The sequence below is a fragment of the Vibrio sp. A2-1 genome (assembly GCF_021728355.1).
Taxonomy (GTDB): Bacteria; Pseudomonadota; Gammaproteobacteria; order Enterobacterales; family Vibrionaceae; genus Vibrio; species Vibrio splendidus_K.
In genome coordinates this window covers 224,349-242,833 of the sequence record NZ_JAKKCO010000005.1, presented here as the reverse complement: position 1 = coordinate 242,833, position 18,485 = coordinate 224,349, and the positions used below count along the sequence as shown (strand labels likewise).

Annotated in this window: 16 protein-coding genes; 7 read left to right on the top strand and 9 right to left on the bottom strand. The window is 44.3% G+C overall.

Annotation, left to right across the window (positions count from 1 at the left end; translation table 11 throughout):
• On the bottom strand, positions 1 to 1,293 hold the full coding sequence (locus tag L3V33_RS17625; RefSeq protein ID WP_237290930.1) for a serine/threonine-protein kinase: 1,293 nt from the start codon (positions 1,291 to 1,293) through the stop codon (positions 1 to 3).
• A gap of 343 nt (positions 1,294 to 1,636) precedes the next feature.
• On the opposite strand from L3V33_RS17625, the gene L3V33_RS17620 reads away from it, so the two are divergent.
• The gene (locus tag L3V33_RS17620; RefSeq protein ID WP_237290922.1) at positions 1,637 to 2,878 is read left to right on the top strand and encodes an NADH:ubiquinone reductase (Na(+)-transporting) subunit B; all 1,242 of its coding nucleotides are present in this window, start codon (positions 1,637 to 1,639) and stop codon (positions 2,876 to 2,878) included.
• 89 nt (positions 2,879 to 2,967) lie between these two features.
• Here L3V33_RS17620 and L3V33_RS17615 read toward each other — a convergent pair whose 3' ends face one another.
• From L3V33_RS17615 to L3V33_RS17595, 5 genes are all read right to left on the bottom strand, one after another.
• The gene (locus L3V33_RS17615) at positions 2,968 to 3,219 is read right to left on the bottom strand and encodes a DUF6482 family protein (RefSeq protein ID WP_171313169.1); all 252 of its coding nucleotides are present in this window, start codon (positions 3,217 to 3,219) and stop codon (positions 2,968 to 2,970) included.
• 249 nt (positions 3,220 to 3,468) lie between these two features.
• Complete coding sequence (locus tag L3V33_RS17610; protein WP_237290921.1) at positions 3,469 to 4,062, bottom strand: ECF-type sigma factor; 594 nt, start codon at positions 4,060 to 4,062, stop codon at positions 3,469 to 3,471.
• A gap of 2 nt (positions 4,063 to 4,064) precedes the next feature.
• Entirely contained in the window at positions 4,065 to 5,381 is a 1,317-nt protein-coding gene (locus tag L3V33_RS17605) for a serine/threonine-protein kinase (protein ID WP_237290920.1), read from the bottom strand.
• 183 nt (positions 5,382 to 5,564) lie between these two features.
• Entirely contained in the window at positions 5,565 to 6,920 is a 1,356-nt protein-coding gene (gene gorA, locus L3V33_RS17600; RefSeq protein WP_237290919.1) for a glutathione-disulfide reductase, read from the bottom strand.
• Between the two features lie 188 nt (positions 6,921 to 7,108).
• Positions 7,109 to 7,948 (bottom strand): 23S rRNA (adenine(2030)-N(6))-methyltransferase RlmJ, encoded by an 840-nt coding sequence (locus tag L3V33_RS17595; RefSeq protein ID WP_237290918.1) that lies wholly within the window; start codon positions 7,946 to 7,948, stop codon positions 7,109 to 7,111.
• Positions 7,949 to 8,228: 280 nt separating this feature from the next.
• Here L3V33_RS17595 and prlC point away from each other — a divergent pair, with 280 nt between their 5' ends.
• A complete protein-coding gene (prlC, locus tag L3V33_RS17590; RefSeq protein WP_237290917.1) occupies positions 8,229 to 10,271 on the top strand; it encodes an oligopeptidase A in 2,043 nt (680 codons plus the stop codon).
• A gap of 141 nt (positions 10,272 to 10,412) precedes the next feature.
• On the opposite strand, the gene asnC is transcribed toward prlC, so the two are convergent.
• Positions 10,413 to 10,877, bottom strand: a complete 465-nt coding sequence (gene asnC, locus L3V33_RS17585; protein ID WP_065207378.1) for a transcriptional regulator AsnC — start codon at positions 10,875 to 10,877, stop codon at positions 10,413 to 10,415.
• Positions 10,878 to 11,002: 125 nt separating this feature from the next.
• Here asnC and L3V33_RS17580 point away from each other — a divergent pair, with 125 nt between their 5' ends.
• The 3 genes from L3V33_RS17580 (at position 11,003) to L3V33_RS17570 (ending at position 15,771) form a co-directional block, all read left to right on the top strand.
• Entirely contained in the window at positions 11,003 to 14,113 is a 3,111-nt protein-coding gene (locus L3V33_RS17580; RefSeq protein WP_237290916.1) for an EAL domain-containing protein, read from the top strand.
• 141 nt (positions 14,114 to 14,254) lie between these two features.
• Complete coding sequence (locus L3V33_RS17575) at positions 14,255 to 15,034, top strand: class I SAM-dependent methyltransferase (RefSeq protein WP_237290915.1); 780 nt, start codon at positions 14,255 to 14,257, stop codon at positions 15,032 to 15,034.
• Between the two features lie 161 nt (positions 15,035 to 15,195).
• Complete coding sequence (locus L3V33_RS17570) at positions 15,196 to 15,771, top strand: hypothetical protein (RefSeq protein ID WP_237290914.1); 576 nt, start codon at positions 15,196 to 15,198, stop codon at positions 15,769 to 15,771.
• A 165-nt stretch (positions 15,772 to 15,936) separates the two neighbouring features.
• Here L3V33_RS17570 and L3V33_RS17565 read toward each other — a convergent pair whose 3' ends face one another.
• Positions 15,937 to 16,815: a carboxylate/amino acid/amine transporter gene (locus L3V33_RS17565; protein WP_237290913.1), complete on the bottom strand. Its 879-nt coding sequence runs from the start codon at positions 16,813 to 16,815 to the stop codon at positions 15,937 to 15,939.
• A gap of 52 nt (positions 16,816 to 16,867) precedes the next feature.
• Positions 16,868 to 17,302 carry a universal stress protein UspA gene (gene uspA, locus L3V33_RS17560; RefSeq protein WP_004735555.1) on the bottom strand — a complete coding sequence of 145 codons (435 nt, stop codon included), beginning with the start codon at positions 17,300 to 17,302 and terminating at the stop codon, positions 16,868 to 16,870.
• A gap of 189 nt (positions 17,303 to 17,491) precedes the next feature.
• Between uspA and ftnA the strand changes: the two genes are divergently transcribed.
• Together ftnA and uspB are read left to right on the top strand one after the other, a co-directional pair.
• Entirely contained in the window at positions 17,492 to 18,019 is a 528-nt protein-coding gene (gene ftnA / locus L3V33_RS17555; RefSeq protein WP_004735556.1) for a non-heme ferritin, read from the top strand.
• Positions 18,020 to 18,087: 68 nt separating this feature from the next.
• Positions 18,088 to 18,411, top strand: coding sequence for a universal stress protein UspB (uspB, locus tag L3V33_RS17550; RefSeq protein ID WP_004735557.1), 324 nt, complete (start codon positions 18,088 to 18,090; stop codon positions 18,409 to 18,411).
• Positions 18,412 to 18,485: the final 74 nt, after the last annotated feature.

Sequence of the window (18,485 nt, the reverse complement as noted above, 5' to 3'; positions counted from 1 at the left end):
TTAATTATTTGATGACTTTTCTTTATTTTTGTTAATCACGGACTTTTCAGGTGATGGCGTCAGCATGGCTAATAGCATTTTTTGTTTAACGTCTTTGGGTAAATCAGGGTTTGATAATATCCGACGTCTAGTGAGTTCAAGCATCGTGCCTACTGACATTTTTGCTGCATCACTGCCTTTGGCATGAAACAGCAGGCTCGTCACTTCATACATCATCTCTTCCGCGACTAGCTTTTCTTTTTGTAGCTGGACATTCTTATGGAATATCGCTGTTGAAAATGTGGCGCCTGACAGCAGTAATAGGATTGTTAGAGCACTCTGCACCGGACGCCGCTTTAAGAGCTTTGCTAATGAATAGAGCGGCTGCTTCTCTCTCAAAGAAATGGGGCGGAACTCTAAGATACGTACTATATCTTGGCGCAATTCACTTACGCTGGCATAGCGACGATAAGGTTCGTGGTTTGTCGCTTTTTCTACAATTAGATTAATATCTAAGTTTGAAGAAGAGTCAAAAATCAATGCTAGAACCTTACCCAGTGAGTAAATATCACTTTGTTGAGTTAAGAAGTGACCTTCAATCTGCTCTGGGCTGGCATAGGCCTTGCTGTAGGCTGTTAGTATGGAGGCATCTGAGCTTTGGTGAGGTGCAGGTTGTTTGACCTTTTGGGTTAGATTGAAGTCGAGAATCTTAGGTGAACCCAAAGGGTCAATTAAGATATTTTCAGGCTTGAGATCAGCATGCAGTACTTGTTTCTGATGGGCATGTTCAATTGCTGAACAAATTTCTTTAAATAAACTGAGCTTTTGTTTTTCACTGAAAGAACGATTCTGTAAGTACAGAGAAAGTGTTTCCCCTTCAACCCGTTCCATCACAATGTAGACCGACTCTTCGTAGACTCCGCCGTCAAACACTTTGGCTATACATGGATGGTTTAAATGTGCGAGTAATTGCGCTTCTTGGAATAGAGCATGCTCACCTAAAATATGTGAAAGAGCTGGCTGTATGAATTTGATCGCTAAGTCTTGTTCAAAGGTCCTATCTGCTCGACTGGCTGAGTAGACAACTCCCATACCACCGCGACCGAGCTCATGAGATATATAGTATTTATCTACTAAGGTGTCGGTGAGGCTAAGTTCGGATCCTGTTGCTTGTTGTGCGTGAAAGCCGAGCAGTGATGTGATCTGCTCTGAGGATACTTCGTTAATGAGAGGAAGTATTTGCTGATATAAGCTGGGTTGTTCTTGCTCTAGTCGCTCTAAATAGAGACTTTTTTCCGCGTCGGAGAGATCCATGAGGTGATAAAAAACCTCAGTAGAACTACTGCTTTTATTTTGCACAACTGATCTTTTTTATGTTTTTTATTATGCGCGCATTCTATAAGAATTTTAGATGCTTTTTCGATATTTTTATCAATTGCATATGAAAAAATGAGCTAACGAGTCGCATTTTTGAGAAATGTTCAGGGAAAAATGATGTGTGATCTTCTCCCCAAAGTTTGGTTCTTGATTATTTCTCAGAGACTCATAGGAAATAGTTGGTTAAAGGTTCGCTTTATGAAGGTGGACTATGCAAATTGCTCTCTAACCTTATTTGTTTCGTATTGCCATTGACTCACATAAATGAGGTTATAAAGATATGAAATTGAATAAGTGGTTAGAGGGCGTATCCCCTCAATTCGAAGCGGGTGGTAAGTATGAAAAATGGTATCCAGTGTATGAAGCGTTCGCCACCATATTTTATACGCCCGGCAACGTAAACCGAGGCCTGACCCATGTTAGAGACAGTATCGATCTCAAACGAATCATGATTCTGGTTTGGCTAGCGACCTTCCCAGCCATGTTCTGGGGAATGTACAACGTCGGGCATCAGAGTGTTTCGGCGCTAACATCCAGTTATCAATTGAATGAACTCGCCTCTCTGATTGAGAGTAGTTGGCGCTTGTCGTGGGCATTTGGGGATGCACAATCATTGATGGCAAGCGGTTGGGGTAGTCAGATGCTGCTCGGTGCTCTTTATTTTTTACCCGTTTACGCCACGGTTTTTGTCGTCGGTGGTTTCTGGGAGGTGTTGTTCGCTGTCGTTCGCAAGCACGAAGTTAATGAAGGCTTCTTTGTTAGCTCGGTGTTGTTTGCACTAATCCTCCCGCCAACCATTCCGTTATGGCAAGCCGCATTAGGTATCACTTTTGGTATTGTTGTCGCCAAAGAGTTGTTCGGCGGAACCGGTCGCAATTTCCTCAACCCCGCACTTGCAGGTCGTGCGTTTCTCTACTTTGCCTATCCGGCCAACATGTCGGGAGGCTTAGTATGGGTGGCAGCTGACGGCTATTCAGGCGCGACGCCGCTCAGTCAATGGTATGAAGGTGGTAGTACTTCGCTAATCAACAATATGACTGGCGAGGCGATCACCTGGATGGATGCATTTGTCGGTAATATTCCGGGGTCGATGGGTGAGGTTTCTTCACTGTTGATTATGCTGACTGGTTTGATTCTCATTTTTATGAATATAGCTTCTTGGCGTATTGTTGCTGGAGTCATTATTGGCCTTGTGGTGACTTCTAGTTTGATGAACTGGATCGGATCCGAAACCAATTCTATGTTTTCGATGCCCTTCTATTGGCATTTTGTTTTGGGAGGTGTCGCCTTTGGTACGTTCTTTATGGCGACCGACCCTGTATCAGCAGCCTTCACCAATAACAGTAAATGGGCTTACGGGATTCTTATCGGTGTTATGACGGTAGGTATTCGAGTGCTTAATCCTGCTTATCCAGAGGGCATCATGCTAGCCATCTTGTTCGCCAACCTGTTCGCTCCACTGTTCGACTTTATTGTCAAAGAGCAAAACATTAAACGTAGGCAACAACGAACATCGCGTTGATTTGAGTGTAGAGAGAAGTTACTCCCAATAAGAAAGGCTTGCATCGATGCAAGCCTTTCAATTTTTATCACGATTGATTTGAAGTTGATTTAACTCCACTTCAAATCAATCTCGAACGGTTGTGTGTTGCCACAATGCTCGCCGCACATTTCATCATAAGCGCTGTTATGGATAAGCGTCGCCGATGCTACACCTTGGTCACTAAAGTGGTCACGCGCCTGATTGACGCTCAAAAACTTCATTGGGTGCTGGTGGTTGTCTTTGATCAATTGCTTGTGCTCGCCAATGATTTGGTAAGCCAAGTAGATCCCGCCTTCAAATGATTCAATTAGTAGATTCATTACAAACTCCATTACTGTTCTAGATAGGTCTTCGTTTTTGTATCTACGTTGATGGTTGTTTGAAGGTTCATTTGGGGTAAAAATGAAAAAAACCAGAAGCACAGCTTCTGGTTTATCTAGTGGCAATCGAATCAACCACGAGGTCAATTGATTTTTGTTGTAACGCCGAAGCCTTGAATAATTTCGTCAACACATATTATCTTCATCTCACAAGATGCGAAATTAAAGAGAAAGATCGTAAATTTAATTTCAATAAATTGGGTTGTGATGCGTGTTTATTTTTTTCGTTAACCAGAAGCGAGAAAATTTTAAGTCTTTTTCAATTAAGCTATCACTGCAGGTTAGAAGTTGGCTAATTTCTTGAGTTTGAAGACCCATAAGGTATTTCAACTTGAACGCTTTTGATTGTCTTGGGTAGTTTAGAGTGAAGTGATCAACCGCTTTATCCATAATGATTAGTTGTTCGAAATGCACTTGTTCTGGATGGTTCATGGATGCAGGTTGTTGGCGTTTTTGTGCCTGTTGACGTCGAGCATTATCGATGAGTATTTGTCGCATTATTTTTGTTGCCAGCAATAAAAAATCGCGAGTGTCTTTTATTGATTGGGTATCGGCAGAAGAGAGCTTTAGGTAAGCGTCGTGAACCAACGCCGTTGTATTGTTGATACTGCTCCAGGATACCCAACAGCTTTGTTCATGTTTGCTTATACTTCTTTTTCGTTCATCTTGGGCGAGTGTGTAAAGGTGTGAGTAAGCGAAATGATAGAGTTTTTGTTCAGCCCCTTTATAGCCTGCTTTCCAATCGCTCACGATCGATTCGATGTCGGTTAGTTGGTTACTCATATTTAGCAGTTTCCTTTTTTTGATTCTGAGCGAGCAGCCTGCGGGGTGATTATTTGTAATAGCTTCACCTTTGTTTTTGTGGGTATGTCTGGGTCTCCTAAAACAGCGTTGTGCGTATGCTTGAGTACCGCATTGATTGATGCTTTCGTTTTATGGCTTTCTTTTATTTGAGAAAGTGTCCGGACAAATTGTTTTGTGACTCTCTCTGATGCTCGTTTTTCTATTTGAAGCTGTTGGCTTTTTTTAATTAAAGGCGCGTAGAGCCCTACACCGCATGAGATAAGTACTGCAGACAAAGCACATTGAATTGGATGGCGCTGGCATAGTTTCAGGGCGGAGTAGAATGGTTGATCTTGATGTGCTGTGATCGGACGACAAGCGAGCAGCTGCTTAATGTCGCTGTATAATTCATTGGTACTCGAATAGCGCAGTAAGGCGTGGCGTCGTGTTGCCTTTTTAATTATGCAGCGGAGGTCACCCTGACTTATCGGTAGTTTAGGAAACATGAAAGTTAAGATCTTTCCTAGAGCGTAAATATCACATTGGACAGTGGGTGGGCTTCCGCTGATTTGCTCTGGGCTAGCGTAGTCATGGCTGTAGGCATTGATTGTGATTGGGAAAGCAGACAATTGGTCACTGATTCCTCTCATTAAATTAAAGTCGAGTATCTTCGGGTGACCTTCACAATCGATTAATATATTTTCTGGCTTTAAATCGGTATGCAGAACTTGGTGTTTGTGTGCGTGTGAAATGGCAGAGCATATTTTTAAAAATAGACTGAGTTTCTTTGTTTTATTCAGTGAATACGTAGCAAGGTATTCATTGAGGGTACACCCTTTTATGTGCTCCATTACGATATAAACAGAGCCCTCATAGGTTCCTCCATCCATCACTTTGGTTATATTTGGGTGATTCAACGTCGCAAGTGCTTGTGCTTCTTGAAATAAGTACTCTTTATCTATGAGGTGAGACAGTGTTGGTTGAATGAGTTTTATGGCAAGATTTTGATGGAATGTCTTGTCGACTCGAGTGGCAGCATAGACAACACCAATACCCCCACGACCTATTTCGTAAGAAAGGTGGTACTTATCAATATATGTATCAGACAAGTTCGCTTTTTTGTTTGTAGATTGGAGGGCGCCTACACCGAATATGCGTGTAATAGGCTCTAGCTTTGAGGTGCAGATAAAGGGATAAATCTTGTCATATAATTCGACTTGATGTGTTTTTAATTCTTTTAGATATTTTGTTTTTTCTACCTCAGAAAGATCCAATAATTGATAGAAAAGATCGGTTATATGGGTGTTGGCTACTGACATTGTCGCTTGTTCAAGAATTATTATGAACGGGATTCTATAAGTACAAGCTATAGATTTTGCTGAGATTTGACAATCTTTTATAATTTTTTACATATCAGTGTGTTGTGCGTTCTTTTTTTGTTCAAACTGGTTAATAAAAAGCAGGCCTAAGCCTGCTTCTGTCTTCAATCTTATAATTTGCGATTAACGCATCGTTACGAACTCTTCGCTGCCTGTTGGGTGGATAGCCACAACAGAGTCGAAGTCTGCTTTGGTTGCGCCCATCTTCATTGCAACGCCGAAGCCTTGAAGCATTTCATCAACAGTGAAGCCGATGCCGTGCAGGCCGACTACTGTCTCTTCTTCACCAACACATACAAGCTTCATCTTACAAGGTTGACGGTGCTTGGTTACTGCTGTGTACATTGCAGTGAAGCCAGACGTGTAAACCTTGATGTTGTCTTTGCCGTACTTCTCTTCAGCTTCTTGAGTCGTTAGACCGATCGTGCCGATAGGTGGGTGGCTGAATACAACAGTAGGCACTAGCTCGTAGTCCATCTTAGCGTTCGTTTTGCCGTTGAATAGGCGCTCAGAAAGCTGACGACCGGCTTTAACCGCGACAGGTGTTAGCTCGATGCCGCCTTCCATGATGTCGCCAACACAGTAGATGCCAGGAACATTTGTCGTTTGGAACTCATCTACCTTGATGTAGCCGCGGTCGTTGGTTGCAACACCCGTTGATGCTAGGTTGATAGCGTCAGTCGCTGGGTGGCGACCGATAGCCCAAATTAGGTGGTCAACGTTTTGAGTGTTGCCGTTCTCTAGGTGCAGAGTCAGAGTACCGTCCGCTTCTTTCACAACTTCTTTAGGTACAGAATGCGTGTGAAGTGTTGGGCCTTCCGCTTCCATTACTTCAACCAATGTTTCGATGATCATTGGGTCAAAGCTACGAAGTGGTGACTCTTTACGACAGAACAGGTGTGTTTCTGTGCCAAGTGCACTTAATACGCCTGCGATTTCTACCGCGATGTAGCCTGCGCCGATAACCGCAACACGCTTTGGTTGCTCCATCAGGTCGAAGAAGCCGTTTGAGTCGATACCGTGCTCTGCGCCAGGGATGTTTGGAATAGTTGGACGACCACCCACTGCGATCAGAATGTGATCAGCTGTGTAGTGCTCACCGTTAACTTCAACAGTCTTCTCATCGACAAACTTAGCAAAGCCTTTGATTACGTTTATTTTGTTGTTACCCAAAACGCGATCGTAAGATTCGTGGATACGTCCAATGTACGCTTGGCGGTTTTCAACCAGCTTGCCCCAGTTGAAGCCTTTTACTTCAACGTCGAAGCCGTAGTCTTCTGAATATAGGTTGATCGCTTCAGCAACTTGAGCACCGTGCCACATAACCTTTTTAGGAACACAACCAACGTTTACACAAGTACCACCAAGGTCTTGAGCTTCGATAAGTGCAACTTTTGCACCGTGCATTGCTGCGCGGTTAGCTGATGCGATGCCGCCTGAACCGCCGCCGATACAGATGTAATCAAAATGAGTCGCCATTACTTTCTCCATTTATTGAAGGCTGTGGGTACAGTGAGCGCACTGAACACCTACGTCCTATAGATTCTTAAATTGTCTAATTATTATATTGAGGGCAGATCGGTTGAACTCAATCTCCCTGTTTAAAATTTATTCGTGTACGTCACAGTCTGTTGAAGATTCTGCAAACTATGACGTTAAGTTCGAGATTACTCGGGTACGATCCACTCTACTTTGAAGTGACCGGTCGCCGGCGCAATTGCTTCCTTCAAGAATGGAAGAATTTCGTTCATTTGGCTTTCTAGCTTCCAAGGCGGGTTGATAACAATCATGCCTGATGCTGTCATGCCACGCTCGTTGGTGTCTGGTGATACGCCAAGTTCGATTTGTAGAATCTTGCTAATGCCTAAGCCTTCAAGTCCTTCGATCATGTCTTCGATATCACAGCGGTTTACCACTGGGTACCAAATTGCGTAGATACCGGTTGCCCAGCGCTTATGGCTCTGAGCAATCGCAGTCACAACATCACGATACTCTTTTGCAAGCTCGTAAGGCGGGTCGATCAGTACTAAACCACGACGTTCTTTTGGTGGCAGGCTACCTTTCAAGCGCTTAAAACCATCTTCTTTATAGATAGATACCTGACGATCGCGGTGGAACTCTTGCTCAAGCAGCGGGTGATCGGCCGGGTGAAGCTCAGTCAGTACCATGCGGTCTTGGTCACGCAGGTGTGCACGTGCAACACGTGGTGAACCTGGGTAGAAACGCAGTTTTTCGCCATTGTTGAGTGCCGAGATAGAGTCAAGGTAGCTTTGAATGTCTTCAGGAAGTTCTGTTTGTTCCCAAACGCGTGCAATACCTTGTTTGTATTCGCCCGTTTTTTCAGACCATTCATGCGTTAAGTCGTAACGACCTACACCAGAGTGAGTGTCATGATAAACAAAAGGCTTATCCTTCTGTTTCAAAGAATTAAGAATAAGGCTCTGTACGATATGCTTTACTACGTCGGCATGGTTGCCCGCGTGGAAGCTGTGGCGATAACTTAACAAATTAAACTCTCGTAACACTCTCGAATTAGAGTGTGGTTAGTGTAGGTGGGGTTAGTTTGACTATTATAACCCCCAATGGACCATAAATTCTCGAACAATTCAGAAGCAGTCGCTAGCAATATGCAGTTAGTTATTGGTTCTACTATTGAAATTTGCCTTGTTGGGCACTATTTAATAACTATTCGCAGGTGATTTTTTTAGGGCGAACTTTAGCCTGATGACTGTAAGACGACCTCATTATAAAAAAGACGAAAGTCTTCAAAGCCAAAGGAATGTTTATATGTCCAATCCGCTATTAACCTTCACGGACTTACCTCCGTTTTCACAAATCAAGCCTGAGCACGTTAAGCCAGCGGTTGAGCAAGTGATTGAAGAGTGTCGCAACAAGATAGAACAAGTACTTGAAGGTAATACTTCACCAAGCTGGGACAACCTCGTTGCTCCGATTGATGAAGTGGATGATCGTCTAGGCCGCATTTGGTCACCAGTAAGCCATATGAATTCTGTGATGAACAGCGATGAGCTGCGTGACGCTTATGAGAGCTGCCTGCCGGTACTTTCTGAATACGGTACTTGGGTTGGCCAACACAAAGGTTTGTTCGAAGCGTACAAAGCGATCAAGGCGAGTGAGGCATTCTCGGCACTCGACCAAGCTCAACAAAAAACCATTACCGACGCGCTGCGTGATTTTGAATTATCAGGCATTGGCTTACCAGCTGACGAGCAGCACCGCTACGGCGAAATCAGTAAGCGCCAGTCTGAGTTAGGCTCTCAATTCTCAAACAACGTGCTTGATGCCACCATGGGTTGGAGCAAGCAAGTAACAGACGTGGCTGAACTGGCCGGTATGCCTGAATCGGCACTGGCGGCAGCACAAGCCGCGGCACAAGCTAAAGAGCTGGAAGGTTACCTACTGACTCTGGATATCCCTTCATACCTACCAGTGATGACGTACTGTGATAACCAAGCGCTACGTAAAGAGCTGTACGAAGCTTACGTAACTCGCGCTTCAGATCGCGGTCCAAATGCAGGTAAGTGGGACAACACTGAGATCATCACTGAACAACTTAAGCTGCGTCACGAGATCGCTCGAATGCTGGGTTTCAGCACCTACAGCGAAAAATCACTGTCGACTAAAATGGCAGAAACGCCAGACCAAGTACTTGGTTTCCTTAACGACCTAGCAGTAAAAGCCAAACCACAAGGTGAGCGCGAAGTAGAAGAGCTACGTCAGTTTGCTGAGAAAGAGTTTGGTGTCTCTGAGCTAAATCTGTGGGACATCGCTTACTACAGCGAGAAACAAAAACAGAACCTGTTCGAGATCTCTGATGAAGAGCTTCGTCCATACTTCCCTGAATCAAATGTGGTTTCAGGTTTGTTTGAGGTGTTGAACCGCGTATTTGGTATGTCGGTGACAGAGCGTGAAGGCGTGGATACTTGGCATGAGTCGGTTCGCTTCTTTGACATCTTTGATGCGACTGGAACATTGCGCGGGAGCTTCTACCTAGACCTATACGCACGTGAACACAAACGTGGCGGCGCATGGATGGATGACTGCCGTGGTCGTCGCATGACTGAATCTGGCGAACTACAAACGCCGGTGGCTTACCTAACGTGTAACTTCAACAAGCCAGTCGGTGATAAGCCTGCGCTATTTACTCACGATGAAGTAGTGACGTTATTCCACGAATTCGGTCACGGTATCCACCACATGCTGACGCAAGTTGAAGCGGGTGCGGTTTCTGGTATCAATGGTGTGCCTTGGGACGCGGTTGAATTGCCAAGTCAGTTCTTAGAGAACTGGTGTTGGGAAGAAGAAGCGCTGTCGTTTATCTCTGGTCACTTCGAAACAGGTGAAGCTTTACCAAAAGAGATGCTAGAGAAAATGCTAGCAGCGAAGAACTTCCAGTCTGCAATGTTTATCCTGCGCCAGCTTGAGCTTGGCTTGTTCGATTTCACTCTACACACTGAATATGACCCAGAAGTCGGTGCTCGTGTTCTTGAGACACTAGCGGATGTGAAGTCTAAGGTGTCAGTACTGCCAAGCCTAGATTGGAACCGTTTCTCACACAGCTTTGGTCATATCTTTGCTGGTGGCTACAGTGCAGGTTACTACAGCTACCTATGGGCAGAAGTGCTATCGGCAGATGCGTTCTCAGCATTTGAAGAAGAAGGTATCTTCAACACTGAAACGGGTAATCGCTTCCTGAACAACATCCTTGAGATGGGTGGCAGTGAAGAACCTATGGAGCTGTTTAAACGCTTCCGTGGTCGTGAGCCACAAATCGACGCGATGCTGCGTCATGCGGGAATCAACGCGTAATTGCTATCATTTCCGTAACTGCGGTAGTTGCTTAGCTTTATTGCGAGTTAATTAGCTTTGTTACGAGTTAATAGCGAAAAGAGCCTCTAGTTAGAGGCTCTTTTTTTGTCTGTATATCATCTTAAATAAGACCAATAGGCGTTATGGATTGACGTTACGATTGATCGGGTTCTGCAATGAAATCAATGTCTCTGTTGATTGCACTTCATCGATCGCTTGCAGCTTATCAATCAATACAAATTGCAGCTCTTCTATCGATTTACACATCAACTTGACGAAAATATTGTAGGCGCCGGTGGTGTAGTAGGCCTCAACCACCTCATCTAAAGCATTGAGTTTGGCAATGGCTGAATGGTAATCGCGGGCCGCATTGAGGTTGATGCCAATAAAGCAACAAACGTCGTAACCTAACTTCTTAGTGTTTACCACCACTTCTGTACGCTCAATAATATCAGCCGCTCTCATTTTTTCTATTCGAACGTGAATTGTCGCAGGGCTAACATCGAACTGCTTGGCCATTTCAGCATAAGGCGTGCGCGCGTCTTCCATTAAAGTTTTTAGAATGGCACGGTCTAGGTCATCCAGGCGAGCGGTGGTAGTGGACATGCGGAATCCTTAGATTGAATGAAATCAGACTAGCTAGAGTACACATCATAGCCAAGGGTGATAATATTAGCAGCAACTATAGTGTTAGGGTGAATTCAGTGCGATTTTCGTTGTTATTAATTTTGATGTGTTGGAGTTTTTTTACTTCAGCACAAACAAAAGATGTGTTGGTTATTCACTCTTACCATCAAGGTTTTTTTTGGACGGATGATTTCCATAAAGGGCTGGCTGAAGAACTCGATCGAGATGGGTTGTCTTACCGGGTTGTTTATCTCGATACCAAGCGAACTCAAAACGCTGAATACTTAGAGCGAATCTATCAGCTATACCGCATCAAGCTGTCACATGAAGAGTTTGCCGCTGTAGTCGTCAGTGATAATAACGCCCTCAATCTGATGAAACGCTTAGCGCCCGAACTCAATGGCACGCCTGTTATTTTTGGCGGCATCAACAATTTCTCTCCACAGATGATAGAAGGCTTGCACGCGACTGGTATCACTGAAGATATTGATATGGCGAGCAATATCGAGTTGATTAAGCGACTGCAATCGACGGTTAAAAAAGTATATGTGGTCACCGACCATTCGGTAACGGGTGAAGCTATTCGCGCCCAAGTGGGTTTGTTCCTACAAAATCGTCCTGATTTTTCTGGGCTGGTGGAGCAATATACGCCTGATTCTTATCAAGAACTGATGACGTTCGCGCAACGCGCTGATCTAACCAAAAGCTTGTTGTTCTGGGCCTACTACCGCGACATCAATGGTCGTGTCAGCAGCAAAGAAGACTGGCGTCAGCTCAACAAAAAAACTCAGATGCCATTGTATATTGTGCATGATTTAGGACTTGGGTTTGGTGCGATTGGTGGCGTGATCCACAGTGGAGAAACGCAAGGACGAGACACTGGGCGAGTGCTACTGAATGTGCTCGCTAATCCGGATAAACCGCTGCCCCAAGTGGTTGCTGGCGCGCCAGAAATCAAACTCGATTACCAACAAATATCTCGTTGGGATTTGGGCGCAGAGAATGAAGCGGCGGTGACTTTTCTCAACAAACCTAAGTCATTTTTAGTGCGCTATCGAGATGAAATTCGCACCATAGGTTTGCTGTTTTTGATTATGTCGTGTGTCATCGCGACCTTGGTGTATTACCTCAATCGCCTTAAGAAAAGTGAGCGTACCAGCCGACAAAGCCAACTGTTATTGGAGTCGATATTCGACCAAAGCCTGCAGTTCATGGGGATCATTGATAAGGGCGGTGTATTGCTGTCGAGTAACAGTAAACTGCATGAGCTGCTTTATAACCAAGGCTATAAATTGGGAACATCTCTTCAACATCACCAACACTGGGAAGACTCGGCTAGGCAGGTGTTGAAGGAGTATTTCATCTCTCGAGAGGAACATCAGGTTTTACGATTTGAAGCGGAAGTGTGGTGTCGTGATCGTGGTGCGATGGTGTTAGATATCTCTTTAAAGCCTATGCCGGGCAGTGAAGAGGATGATGTTCAGTTCTTATTTGAAGCTCGTGATGTTACTTCGGGTAAGCTCGCGGAGAATAAGTTGTTCCAGCGTGAAGCGAATCTCAAGCTGTATTACGACAAACAACCCGTGATGATGATTACGCTCGATGGCAATAATCGCATTCAACAAGTGAACCAGTTTGCTGAGCAGTTACTAGGTTACCCGCTAGACCAGCTACTAGGTCATCGTCCTAGAGAGTTCTATGTCGATGAAAACTCAATGATCCCGCGTCATATCTTATTGCAACCACAACATAAGATTCGTGGCGTATGGCGTCGTGATATTGAATATCGCCATGCTAATGGCAGCACCATCTGGGTTCGTGAAAATATTCGCCCACTGGTTGAGTCTGATCAGTTGTTGATTGTTGGAGAAGACATTACCGAAACTCGTGAGTTGTCTGAAAAGCTAGAATATCAAGCTCGTTATGACTTGCTGACGGACACGTTTAACCGTAACCACTTTGAGCAAGAGCTGCAAAAGGCGCTCAAAGAGGTTGAGAGCCACATGCGAACTCACGCGATGTTGTTCTTGGATTTAGACCAACTTAAGGTCTTGAACGATACGGCGGGGCATGAAGCGGGAGATGCCGCAATCATGTTTAGTGCTAAGCTGCTGGAAGAGGTTCTGCCATATAATGCCGTGTTAGCGCGAATGGGTGGTGACGAATTTGCAGTATTAATGAAAGACTGTACTGAGCGAGATGCGGTGAATGTGTGTCGCAGTATTATCTCGACGATGAGCGAGAACCCATTCTTGTGGGGTGATATTCGCCTTAATCTTACTAGCTCTATTGGTATCCGATTAATTGACCATACTGCGGCCTCACCACAGATGGTACATGCTCAGGCCGATGCTGCTTGTCATGCTGCTAAAGAGGAAGGGCGTAACCGTTACAACCTTTACCATCAAGATGATGAAGACCTGCGTCGTCGTCACCTAGAGATGGAATGCGTGAATCTAGTGCATGAGGCTTTGGCTAACGATCGCTTAGAGTTGTTTGCTCAGCGCATTCTTGGTTTAGACAAAGACAGCGAGAAAATGCACTTTGAAATCTTGGTTCGCATCAAGAATATCCACGGTGAATACATCTCTCCGGGGATTTTCATGCCAGCCTCAGAGCGCTATAACATAGCGCATTTGATTGACCGCCAAGTTGTCAGTCAAACCTTGAGTTGGTTGGAGCAACGCCCTGAGGTTATTGAGGAACTAGGGATGTGTTCAATCAACCTTTCTGGTCATTCGATGGGTAATCGAGAATTTGTCGAATTCTTGATTGAGAGCTTGAGAGACTCGTCGATACCGTGCCATAAAATCTGTTTAGAGATCACCGAAACGGCTGCGATGAGTAACATGAAGCAGGCGATCAAGTTCTTCACTCGCATCAAAGAGCTTGGCTGTATGATTGCACTGGATGATTTTGGCTCTGGATTATCGTCGTTTGGCTACCTGAAGAAACTGCCGGTCGACATTGTGAAGATCGATGGCTTGTTTGTGCGTGATATTGATGTCAACGAGATGGACCATGTGATGGTTCGCTCGATCAATGATCTCGCCAAGCAGATGGGCAAGCACACCGTGGCTGAGTTCGTTGAAAATACCCAGATAATCGACAAGCTGATCGATCTTGGCGTGAACTATGCGCAAGGCTACATCATTGGCCGACCTAAGCCACTTGAGGAATTAGTCGAAGAGTTACAACAAGAGCGAATTCTATAAGCTCTTTGGTTGCTTATAACCTCTTTGGCTGAGCTCTGGCTTTATCGTGAATACTTTTCTCGGTTAATATGTATTGTTGAGGCGATCAGGTAAACTGATTGCCTCTTTTGTTTTGAATACTACTGTCTGTTGGAGACGACCTTGCAACTACAACTGATTTGCGAAGATGCTACCCAAATCGATCATTTAAATGACTTAGCGACCCGTTGGAATTTATCTCATGATGAAAACAGCGATTTTGCTTTGGTATTGACTAGCGAGCGACTTGAGTTACGTAAAGTCGATGAACCTAAGCTTGGCGCTATCTTTGTTGATTTGGTCGGAGGCGCAGTCGGTCACAGACGTAAGTTTGGTGGTGGTAAAGGTCAGGCAATTGCTAAGGCAGCAGGTCTAAACAAAGGCGCGACACCGACTATCTTAGATGGCACCGCTGGTTTAGGACGTGATGCGTTTGTGCTGGCTTCGTTGGGCTGTAAAGTACAGATGGTAGAGCGACATCCAGTTGTGGCTGCATTATTGGATGACGGCCTGCAGAGAGCACAAAAAGACCCTGACATCGGTGGTTGGGTAACTGAACGTATCAAGTTGATTCACGCTTCAAGTCACGATGCGTTAGATAAACTCAGCAACGATCCAAACTTCGAACAGCCTGATGTGGTGTACCTAGACCCAATGTACCCGCATCCTGAGAACAAGAAGAAATCGGCGTTGGTTAAGAAAGAGATGCGTGTATTCCAATCATTGGTGGGTGCCGATATGGATGCAGATGCTTTATTGCAACCGGCCCTTAAACTCGCATCTAAGCGAGTTGTGGTCAAAAGACCGGATTACGCGGCGTGGTTAGACGAGCAAAAACCGAGCATGGCGATCGAAACTAAAAAGAACCGTTTTGATGTGTATGTGAAAGCATCAATGACCTAGGTAAAGTATTAATTACTCAGTTAAAGCATCAATAACTTAGAGACATGCTAAGAAAATTTTCCGTCATAAATACGATAAATCACTATTTAACACTTGCGATAGTCGCGTTACGGATGTATATCTAACTAAGAATCATTATTATTCTTAGCTGGAGTTGTAGCATGGCTAAACGCTTTTGTAAGTTAAACCGTCGAGATATCACCGAGCATTTGGGAGAAATCCACAGGTTGGTGACTGAACCAAAGTTCGTGTGCCGCTCTTGTGCGCGCTCATCGTCGGATCAAGCGAATCTATGCAAACCAACAGCCATCCCACCGATTGATTGTCAGAATAAACCCGCTGAAGAAAAAGTTGCGTGTGGTCTACTTGCTGAAACATTGCCAACTCCAGAAGTTTCTCTTATCGAGGTAATGGACAGCGTTGAGCCAACGGTACAAATCTTTGATCCTGCTATCGTAGAAAAAGCGGATAAAGTCGCGTTGAAAAAAGCCAAGCTGAAAAAATTGATGGCGAAGGCGAGCGGCGATGAGAAAGCTGAACTCAAACAAGCGAAGAAAGCGGCGAAGAAACAAGAGAAGTACAACAAAAAGCTCGCGAAGATGATTAAGAAGCAGCAAAAGCTGTTTAAGAAAAGCCAAAAACTGGAAAGTGACCTGGAACGCATCAACCTACAACTTGATGACGTTGCCTTTACTGAAAGTAAGACTCAGGTGGTGAGCCACAATCACATTCACTGAAGTTGATTCGAAGAGTTTATTGCTACACAAATGATTTAAAAAGAGCGACCTACGGTCGCTCTTTTGCTTTCTGGGTATTATTTTAAATAAGAATCTTGCTAGTCAAACAAAGCTTATTAGTTAAATACAGCTTGTTAGCTAAATACAGCTTGTCAGCTCAACGCGCTAGGCATTGCTAGCATCTCTCGCAACACGCTTCTTCACCCACGTCTCATTGACGAACAAAGAGAACAAGATAACGGCACCACCAATAGACAATCGAACCAAATCGACATCTCTGTTCCAAATCAGGATGTTCACCACAAGGCCAGCTGGAACTAAAACATTGTTCATCACAGCCAGTGCGCCAGCGTTCACCATGCACGCGCCTTTATTCCACATAAAGTAACCCAGCCCCGAAGCAATCAAGCCAAGGTAGATCAGGATTCCCCATTGAAGAGTGGTGGTTGGCAGCTTCTCTGGATTGCCCAGTAGCATGAAAGCAACGGAAGCGACGCATAACGCCCCTAAGTAGAAGTAACCAAATACGGTTCGCTGAGGTAATTCAGTCGATTCCTTCTCCATCACTACCTTGTAACTCACCTGACCGATAGCAAAGCACAGGTTCGCGCCTTGCACGACGAGGAAGCCAACTAAAAAGTTCTCATTGACGCCTGCAAATTTAATGAATACCGCGCCCAATACCGCAATTGCCGCAGTCACTAAGTACCACGGAGAGAATTGCCCTTTGAGGAAATCATAAATAAGCGTGACGTAAATTGGGGTAAAAACGGTAAACAAAAGGACTTCAGGAACGGATAGCAGTAAGAAAGACTGATAGTAGAAGCAGTACATTAAGCCAAGCTGGATGCCACCAATGGCCATCAATTTAGCGATCAGCTTACGCGAGACGCCACGGAACTTAAGGAAAGGAAGAAACACGATACCGGCAAGGGCAACACGCATCAGTACAGAGAACCAAGCATCAACCTGACCAGCAAGGTAAACGCCGATCAGGCTAAAGGAGAAGGCCCATAGGAGGGTAACACCAGCTAAATAGCTCATAGTAAAACTTCGTTAATAAGATATGAGCTGTATGTTACCTAACCTTAATTCATTAGTCTTCTGAATCTCTTAGAGGCACGACCAGCATATCAACCGGAGAGGCGTTGATCAGTTGTCGTGTTGAAGAAAGCAGCTTGCTCCAGAAGTCTTGATGGTGACCACAAACCACTAAATCAACATTAAACTCGTTGATGGTGTCACACAGCTCATGACTCAAATCGCCACTGCCCACTAAGGTATGGGTGATTGGGTATTGAGCATGCTCAGCAAAATTTTGCAGCTGAACTCGAGATGCTTCCATCGCGTTATGTTGGGTTTCTGCCATGTTGATATCAATCAGGCCGGTATACAGCTCTGCGTAGTTAATATCGATATGGATAAAAGAGACTTTGGCTTCCAATGGCTTAGCCAATGCTACCGCTTTATCCACAATTAATTTGCTGTCTTCTGATAAATCGACCGCGACCAAAATATGTTTGTAACTCATATCGCTACCTCCTTTATTCATTGTCTGATTTAAGATTAGCACTATGCGATGGCTTTTTTTGCTGAAGTGATCTCATATCCACTGTCTTGCGTAATGACAGCTCGAAATATTGGTTAACTAATGGCCTGCGAGATATTCATTAAATAGTGATATAGTAGAGAAAATTGAGGATGTAATTAGGAGTCTTAAATGCTGTCAAAAACTATGGTTGAGCAACTGAATGATCAAATTAACCTAGAATTTTTCTCATCCAATCTATACTTACAAATGAGTGCTTGGTGTGAAGACAAAGGATTTGAAGGTGCAGCAGAGTTTCTGCGTGTTCATGCGGTAGAAGAAATGGAACATATGCAGCGTCTTTTCACTTACGTAAGTGAAACAGGTGCAATGCCAATTCTTGGTGCGATTGAAGCGCCAAAACATGAATTTGATAGCCTTGGTGCAGTGTTCCGTGAAACTTACGAACATGAGCAAATGATTACTCAAAAGATCAACAAACTGGCTCACGTTGCTTTCAGCACACAAGATTACTCAACCTTTAACTTCCTGCAATGGTACGTTGCAGAGCAACACGAAGAAGAGAAGTTGTTTAAAGGTGTATTGGATAAGCTAGAGCTTGTTGGTGAAGACGGTAAAGCACTGTTCTTTATTGATAAAGACCTAGCGCAATTGGCAAAAGATGGTTCATCTTCAATTATGGAAGCTCCTGCCGTTTAGGTAGTACGGGAAAGACACTGATTATCTTTTTCTTTTGAGTTTTCTTATGAAGATGTAGGGAGGAAAGGATGATCAGCGGCGACACTATTCTATTTGCACTAATGGTTGTGACTTGCGTGAACTGGGCGCGATATTTTACTGCGCTAAGAACACTCATTTATATAATGCGAGAAGCACATCCTCTACTTTATCAACAAGTAGACGGAGGTGGATTCTTCACAACTCATGGCAATATGACCAAACAGGTTCGCTTGTTTAGTTACATCAAAAGCAAAGAGTATCACCATCATCACGACGAAGTGTTTATGTCGAAGTGTGATCGCGTAAGACAGTTGTTTATACTTTCTTCCGCTCTGTTGGGTGTAACATTGCTGTCTTCTTTCATCGTCTAAGTTATTTAGTACGCGTGAAGTAGAGTTTAGGTTTTGGTGCAAAGCTTCGGTTGTTGGTTCGCTAAGCCAAGTAG

What these genes read in the sequence shown, in the direction of transcription:
- asnC (WP_065207378.1), bottom strand. Translation starts at nt 10,877, where the DNA reads ATGTCCACTACCACCGCTCGCCTGGATGACCTAGACCGTGCCATTCTA.
- L3V33_RS17620 (WP_237290922.1), top strand. Translation starts at nt 1,637, where the DNA reads ATGAAATTGAATAAGTGGTTAGAGGGCGTATCCCCTCAATTCGAAGCG.
- L3V33_RS17625 (WP_237290930.1), bottom strand. Translation starts at nt 1,293, where the DNA reads ATGGATCTCTCCGACGCGGAAAAAAGTCTCTATTTAGAGCGACTAGAG.
- uspA (WP_004735555.1), bottom strand. Translation starts at nt 17,302, where the DNA reads ATGAGTTACAAACATATTTTGGTCGCGGTCGATTTATCAGAAGACAGC.
- L3V33_RS17580 (WP_237290916.1), top strand. Translation starts at nt 11,003, where the DNA reads ATGTGTTGGAGTTTTTTTACTTCAGCACAAACAAAAGATGTGTTGGTT.
- prlC (WP_237290917.1), top strand. Translation starts at nt 8,229, where the DNA reads ATGTCCAATCCGCTATTAACCTTCACGGACTTACCTCCGTTTTCACAA.
- L3V33_RS17610 (WP_237290921.1), bottom strand. Translation starts at nt 4,062, where the DNA reads ATGAGTAACCAACTAACCGACATCGAATCGATCGTGAGCGATTGGAAA.
- L3V33_RS17570 (WP_237290914.1), top strand. Translation starts at nt 15,196, where the DNA reads ATGGCTAAACGCTTTTGTAAGTTAAACCGTCGAGATATCACCGAGCAT.
- uspB (WP_004735557.1), top strand. Translation starts at nt 18,088, where the DNA reads ATGATCAGCGGCGACACTATTCTATTTGCACTAATGGTTGTGACTTGC.
- L3V33_RS17565 (WP_237290913.1), bottom strand. Translation starts at nt 16,815, where the DNA reads ATGAGCTATTTAGCTGGTGTTACCCTCCTATGGGCCTTCTCCTTTAGC.
- ftnA (WP_004735556.1), top strand. Translation starts at nt 17,492, where the DNA reads ATGCTGTCAAAAACTATGGTTGAGCAACTGAATGATCAAATTAACCTA.
- L3V33_RS17605 (WP_237290920.1), bottom strand. Translation starts at nt 5,381, where the DNA reads ATGTCAGTAGCCAACACCCATATAACCGATCTTTTCTATCAATTATTG.
- L3V33_RS17615 (WP_171313169.1), bottom strand. Translation starts at nt 3,219, where the DNA reads ATGAATCTACTAATTGAATCATTTGAAGGCGGGATCTACTTGGCTTAC.
- gorA (WP_237290919.1), bottom strand. Translation starts at nt 6,920, where the DNA reads ATGGCGACTCATTTTGATTACATCTGTATCGGCGGCGGTTCAGGCGGC.